Genomic DNA, 6000 nt, shown 5'->3' with positions numbered 1-6000 from the left:
TGAGGCGCATATTTTAATGAACCCCGTCTCGATGTCAACCTTTATTTTTAATTTATTTTCGAAGCCAACACCTGAAAACAAATTAAAACCGGTTAAACACCGCATAACAAAGATACTTAAAAAGATGTTCTAAAACAACACGTTATCTTCGTTATGACTCGTTGTCTTTGTCGTCCTTTCGGTGACTCCCTCAGCGAGTGGAGGCGTATTATAGAGACCTCCCTTCTGCCGTCAACACTTATTTCAACTTTTTAATAAAAAACGCAAAAAAACATCAAAACCGGTCAAAAAACACACAAAAGCATTTAAAACCGAACAAAAACAACCAGCTCAGGTACAAAAAACGCCCCAGTGGGGCGTTATGCAATACAGATTAAGCAAGGCTAGTTTTGGTTATTCTCTTCTTCTGCCATTGCATTCTCTAGTTCATCATCAAGCTCGTCATCTTTGGAGACAAAGAAGCGTGATAGCAGAATACCTAGTTCAAACAATAACCACATGGGTATTGCCAGCAAGCTCTGGGAGATAATATCCGGCGGCGTTAAAAGCATACCGATAACAAAACACCCTACGATAACGTACGCTCTTTTGCCCGCTAGGCTCTCCGCCGTAGTAGCTCCCGACCATATCAGCATGAGTGTGGCGATCGGTATTTCAAAAACAACGCCAAATGCAAAGAATAGCTTCAGCACAAAATCCAAATAGCTGCTGATATCCGTCATAACAGCAACACTTTCCGGCCCTACACTAGTAAAAAAGCCAAATATCAGTGGGAAGACCACAAAGTAAGCAAATGCGACCCCTGCATAGAAAAGGAAGATGCTCGACACAAGTAATGGGACTGCTAAACGCTTTTCATGACTGTACAGACCAGGCGCAATAAAGCTCCATACTTGGTGCAATATAAACGGGACCGCTGCAAAAATAGCCAGAACGAGGGTCAGTTTAAAAGGCGCAAAGAACGGCGATGTAACATCCGTTGCGATCATGCTTGTGCCTTCAGGAAGTAACGCAGTCAGCGGAGCAGACAGATACTCGTAAAGGTCATTAGCAAAATAGAACAACCCTAGGAAGATGACGAGCACGACTACTAACATGCGCATCACGCGCTGCCGCAACTCTACTAGGTGAGACACCAAGGTTTGTTCTTGGTCAGTTTCGGCGTGCTGGCTCATGCGTTAGAACTTTTACTGTCGGGATCTGTGGTTTGAGAGACTTTAGGCGAGTCGGCTGGCTGTGGCTTTTCTACCTGATCGACACTTTGCGCCATAGGTGACTCCTCGCTAAACGCACTGTTAAAGGGCTGCTTCATTTCTGCAAGCTCTTTGTCCAGCTCCTCTTTCTGGATCGCTGCTGTGCGCCGCAGCTCATCCATTCGGAGTTCTTCTGATATTTCGCTCTGAACACTGCTAATTGTTCGCTTAGCGCGGCCCACCCACAAGCCCACTGTGCGTACAGCTGTGGGTAGCTTTTCAGGGCCGAGCACAACCAGCGCAACAACGCCAATCATTAATAGCTCTGCAAATCCGATATCAAACATAGGCGTTTAAATCAGGATTGCTGCTGATCATTCGGCTTTTGCTGTTTCGTCGCCGTTTCATCCGCAGCTTTAAATGTTGCGTCTTGTTCGATCTTTTTCTCGTCAGTTGTTTCAGTAGCAGACTCTTCTTTCATCGCTTTTTTAAAGCCTTTAACTGCACCACCTAGGTCACCGCCTAAGTTACGTAGCTTTTTTGTGCCAAAAAGTAGAATGATGATGCCTAGAACAATGACTAGCTGCCAAATACTAATTCCACCAATGCCCATACTGTCCTCCAGTTCTTCAGCCTACCACTCAGGAATGGCCGTTATTTTTGTTGTCTATTTGCTTTCTCTTCAAGACCCGACATATCAAAGCGTCGCGCCAACTCATCTAAGACAGCCTGCGATGACTCCCCTAAGTGGGAAAGCATGACAAGGCTATGAAACCACAGATCGGCGGTTTCGTAGATGACATCTTTATTGTCACCACTATGCTGAGCATCTTTCGCAGCAATAATGGCTTCAACAGACTCCTCACCTACCTTCTCTAGGATTTTATTTAAGCCTTTCGCATGTAAGCTGGCGACATACGAGCTATCGCTACTGGCCTGCTTTCGTGCCTCAAGAATTTGATCAAGTTGCTGCAATACGTCTGACATTACTTCTCTTTCCCGCTGTAGATCGCTTTTGGGTCTTTGAGCACTTCATCAACACTCTCCCATTGGCCATCACGTAGTACACGATAAAAACAACTCTCTCTACCCGTATGACAAGCAATACCACCTAACTGCTCAACATCGAGCAAAAGTACATCACTGTCGCAGTCTAAACGGATCTCATGTAAGCGCTGCACATGGCCGGACTCTTCGCCTTTACGCCAGAGTTTACCGCGCGACCGAGACCAGTAAATTGCTCGCTGCTCGCTAACAGTAAGGCGCAACGCCTCTTCGTTCATCCAAGCAACCATGAGGATACGCCCGGTTTGGTAATCCTGAGCAATGGCCGGAATGAGACCATTACTATCCCATTTTACCTGTGCTAGCCAGCTGTCTGTCATCATCTCTTCTACTGTTCTGGATACTCAATATCGTGCAAGCATACCGGAAGCCCATTTGCAGCTCCATCTTACCGCCTGCGACTTAGGGCTCAGGCACGCATAGCAAAGTAGCTGCCAATACCTATGAATGCCCAACCCATTAACGAAATACTCTCAATGAGCTCTCGCGTCGTTTCATGTCCAACCCATAACCCTGCAATGATCAAAAGGGCTGCGATTACGCGGCTTTTCACGCGACGCTGACGAAGAGTCGCTTCCTTCAGCTTTTGCGCTTCTCGATTGCGCAGCTCATTCAAAGGCTGACTCTTAACACTCTGGAGCGCCTCAAAAACGAGCTGCGGTACTTGTGGCATCTTATCGAGCCAATCAGGTGCTTGCTGCTTCACAGTTGCGTAGGCAGCCTTCGGGCCAATACGCTCTTTCATCCAGTTCTCAAGGAAAGGCTTACCTGTCTGCCAAAGATCGAGCTCTGGGTATAGTTGACGGCCTAACCCCTCGATATTCAGCAGCGTCTTTTGTAGTAGTACAAGCTGGGGCTGGACTTCCATGTTGAAACGGCGCGCCGTCTGAAATAACCCCAATAGTACTTGGCCAAAAGAGATATCTTTTAGCGGCTTATTAAAGAACGGCTCGCAAACACTGCGAATAGCCGTTTCAAATGCGGTCACATTGGTATCTGCTGGCACCCAACCCGAATCGATATGCAGCTGTGCTACTTGCCGATAGTCTCGCGTAAAGAACGCTAAGAAATTACGCGCAAGATAACTCTGATCCTCCGCGGTTAAAGAGCCAATAATGCCGAAGTCTACAGCAATATATTGCGGTTCTTTCGGGTTATCACGCGATACAAAAATATTTCCAGGGTGCATATCCGCATGGAAGAAGCTATCGCGGAACACCTGAGTAAAGAAGATCTCTACCCCCCGTTCAGCTAGTTTCTTCATATCGGTGCCTTGTGCTACCAGTTCATCAACATTCGCCACCGGGATGCCACGAATACGCTCCATGACGATGACATTTTGACGGGTTAGATCCCAATACACTTCTGGCACATAGAGGACGTCGGAACCCTCAAAGTTACGTCTCAGCTGCGAGCCATTGGCCGCCTCTTTACGCAGATCCAACTCATCTAACAGTGTTTGTTCATATTCAGCGACCACTTCGACAGGACGCAGTCGGCGACCCTCTCGCCACAATGCGTGAATAATATGAGCAAGCGTAAAGAGTAGTGCGACATCTTTGCGTATGGTTTTGGCGATACCGGGACGGATGACCTTGACTACCGCTTCAGCGCCATCCGGTAGCTTCGCAAGATGTACCTGTGCAACAGAAGCAGAGGCTAGCGGTTGTGTATCAAACTCAGAAAACAGCTCACTGACAGGCGCTCCAAGCGACTTTTCAATAATACGCTGTGCTTGCTGACCATCGAAAGGCGGAACATTATCCTGCAGTTGCTTCAGCTCATTGGCAATATCATCTGGCAGCAGGTCGCGGCGCGTCGATAGCATCTGACCAAACTTAATAAATACCGGCCCTAAAGACTCTAGCGCTAACCTTAGGCGCTCAGCGCGCGGAGCTTCTACCTTAATAAATAAACGCCACGGCAAGATCAGCACCAAGAAGCGCAAGTACCACGGCAGTGGCAGCTCCTCAAGAAAGGTATCCAATCGATAACGGATAAAGGTTTGGGCTATTTTTAAACTTCGGGTTAGGCGGCGCACTGAAAAATCCTAAAAATCGACGGCGATGAAGAGCGGCCTAAAGTGTGCCCCTTATCGCTAATAAGGTAAAGCCTAAGCAACACAGACGCGGTTTCGTCCCTCTTGCTTTGCTTGATAAAGTGCACCGTCCGCACGCTCGAAAAGCTGATCCGGCGTATCACCGGCTTGGATCTCAGTAACGCCAAATGACATAGTGATGGTGACGGGTTTACCGTGAAAGTTAAACGGGCTTTTACCAATGGCGGCGCGTAGCTTGTCGATGCCTGTCTGAGCCTCGCTGGCTTTAGTCGATGGCATTAACACAACAAACTCCTCTCCACCGAAACGAGCAATGAAGTCTGCGCTGCGCAAATTGCGTGATAAAACACGTGCAACGAGTCTCAGTACCTTATCGCCCGCTAAATGACCATAGGTGTCATTGATGCGCTTGAAGTAATCAAGGTCGCCCACTGCGACAGAAAAACCCTGCTGGTAACGGGACCAACGTTCAAACTCTTTGCGCATATGGTCATCGTACGCGGCACGGTTGGGTAACCCTGTTAACGAGTCAGTGCGCGCTTTTTGCCGCTCCTCCTCCATATGTGTTTTAACGCGCTGAGTTTCCAGCTCCATTTCAGCAACACGGGCCATGAGTGAGTCATAACGCTCCTGCATACGCGTATCACGCTGCTCTTCATTACGGCGAAACTCATCCATCGCTTCGACAATACCGGCCAGTTGCGTCGCAACCGACTGCTTAAGCTCGCTTAGATCGATAGAGCTTTTGACCGCGCTTTGAATCTGCCCAACATCCTCGCGCACCTTTTGATCTAACAAACGGTGCGCATCTCCCGCTACCTGCTGCTCAGAGAAGCTCTCTTGCAAGAAGCTTTGCACCTCAGCCAGCTGTGAGTTCAGGTTAATGAGATAGTTTTCGAAATCTTCGTTCGTGGAGGTATGCGCAGCGCGCGCGAGTTCAACCACTTCTTTTAGGGCGTCCACAAGGACAGGGAGGGTTAAACCCTCGCGCAGTCTTGCCGCAATACGGTTCGCTTGCTGGCGAGCTGAGTCGCTCAGAATTAACAGATCAACCAAACTTGCCAGCTCGGCTTCAACCGGCGCCAGATCAATATCCGTCGAAGCATCTTGGCTTGGGCCACCTGCGATTTCTGTAATTAGCTTACCTTGCAAATCGACAAGCTCAGCAACAACGTCCGGCAGCTGATAGGTACTTTCTAGCTGCACCGGTGCAGTGCGCTCAAGTGTCAGCAGCGCTTCCGATAGAGAGGACTCCATCGTCAGATAACTCTTCAGCTGGCGAATCCAAGTGGAAACGGCTTCTAGAATAGCCTGCCCAGAAGCTGCTCGCTGTTGGTCTAGCGCTCGAATTTGCCGATCAACTTGGTCGAGTGCTGGCTTGGGCAGCCGCGTTGTAGATTGCTGAGGTTGTAGGTGAGGTTGAAGCGCATTAAGCGCATCGTCCAACGCCTGAGACTGGCCAGAAACGCCAACACTAAGACGAGTCGCAAGCTGCCTAAGTTGCTGCGCAGTTTGGTCATTTTCGTACGCTTCTAGCTCCTGCGCCGCTTCCTTATACTTCGCTTTCCAGTCGATCGTTTCCTTATTCACTCTACAGCCTCAGACTAAAGACGTTGACATGCCCAGCTTCATGTTAGTCCAAAGGTTCTTCGCGGGCTAGATTAGCAATCATACAGATACAAA

The 6000-nt window shown here is 48.6% G+C and carries 7 protein-coding genes; all 7 read right to left on the bottom strand.

The features are described from left to right. Positions 1–383: 383 nt before the first annotated feature. The 7 genes from tatC to EOE65_RS07500 all read right to left on the bottom strand — a co-directional run bounded on the left by tatC (position 384) and on the right by EOE65_RS07500 (position 5907). Positions 384–1175, bottom strand: a complete 792-nt coding sequence (gene tatC / locus EOE65_RS07530) for a twin-arginine translocase subunit TatC (RefSeq protein ID WP_127693676.1) — start codon at positions 1173–1175, stop codon at positions 384–386. After that, positions 1172–1540, bottom strand: coding sequence for a Sec-independent protein translocase protein TatB (gene tatB, locus EOE65_RS07525; protein ID WP_127693675.1), 369 nt, complete (start codon positions 1538–1540; stop codon positions 1172–1174). Before tatB ends, tatC begins: the two co-directional genes overlap by 4 nt. Positions 1541–1551: 11 nt before the next feature. Then, a complete protein-coding gene (tatA, locus tag EOE65_RS07520; protein WP_127693674.1) occupies positions 1552–1806 on the bottom strand; it encodes a Sec-independent protein translocase subunit TatA in 255 nt (84 codons plus the stop codon). Between the two features lie 41 nt (positions 1807–1847). Further along, the gene (locus tag EOE65_RS07515) at positions 1848–2180 is read right to left on the bottom strand and encodes a phosphoribosyl-ATP diphosphatase (protein WP_127693673.1); all 333 of its coding nucleotides are present in this window, start codon (positions 2178–2180) and stop codon (positions 1848–1850) included. Then, positions 2180–2578: a phosphoribosyl-AMP cyclohydrolase gene (hisI, locus tag EOE65_RS07510; protein WP_127693706.1), complete on the bottom strand. Its 399-nt coding sequence runs from the start codon at positions 2576–2578 to the stop codon at positions 2180–2182. The genes EOE65_RS07515 and hisI overlap by 1 nt, the downstream gene beginning before the upstream one ends. Before the next feature lie 89 nt (positions 2579–2667). Next, a complete protein-coding gene (gene ubiB, locus EOE65_RS07505; protein WP_127693672.1) occupies positions 2668–4299 on the bottom strand; it encodes a ubiquinone biosynthesis regulatory protein kinase UbiB in 1632 nt (543 codons plus the stop codon). 72 nt (positions 4300–4371) lie between these two features. Continuing rightward, positions 4372–5907: a GGDEF domain-containing protein gene (locus EOE65_RS07500; RefSeq protein ID WP_127693671.1), complete on the bottom strand. Its 1536-nt coding sequence runs from the start codon at positions 5905–5907 to the stop codon at positions 4372–4374. Between the last annotated feature and the right edge of the window lie 93 nt (positions 5908–6000).

The sequence above is a fragment of the Neptunomonas marina genome (genome assembly GCF_004005935.1).
In the GTDB taxonomy this organism is placed as follows: domain Bacteria; phylum Pseudomonadota; class Gammaproteobacteria; order Pseudomonadales; family Balneatricaceae; genus Neptunomonas; species Neptunomonas marina.
Note: the sequence above shows the minus strand (reverse complement) of the source record. Positions and strands in the feature narration are given on the sequence as shown.

Coding starts and splice junctions, on each gene's coding strand:
- tatC (WP_127693676.1), bottom strand. CDS start 1,175: ATGAGCCAGCACGCCGAAACTGACCAAGAACAAACCTTGGTGTCTCAC.
- tatB (WP_127693675.1), bottom strand. CDS start 1,540: ATGTTTGATATCGGATTTGCAGAGCTATTAATGATTGGCGTTGTTGCG.
- tatA (WP_127693674.1), bottom strand. CDS start 1,806: ATGGGCATTGGTGGAATTAGTATTTGGCAGCTAGTCATTGTTCTAGGC.
- EOE65_RS07515 (WP_127693673.1), bottom strand. CDS start 2,180: ATGTCAGACGTATTGCAGCAACTTGATCAAATTCTTGAGGCACGAAAG.
- hisI (WP_127693706.1), bottom strand. CDS start 2,578: ATGACAGACAGCTGGCTAGCACAGGTAAAATGGGATAGTAATGGTCTC.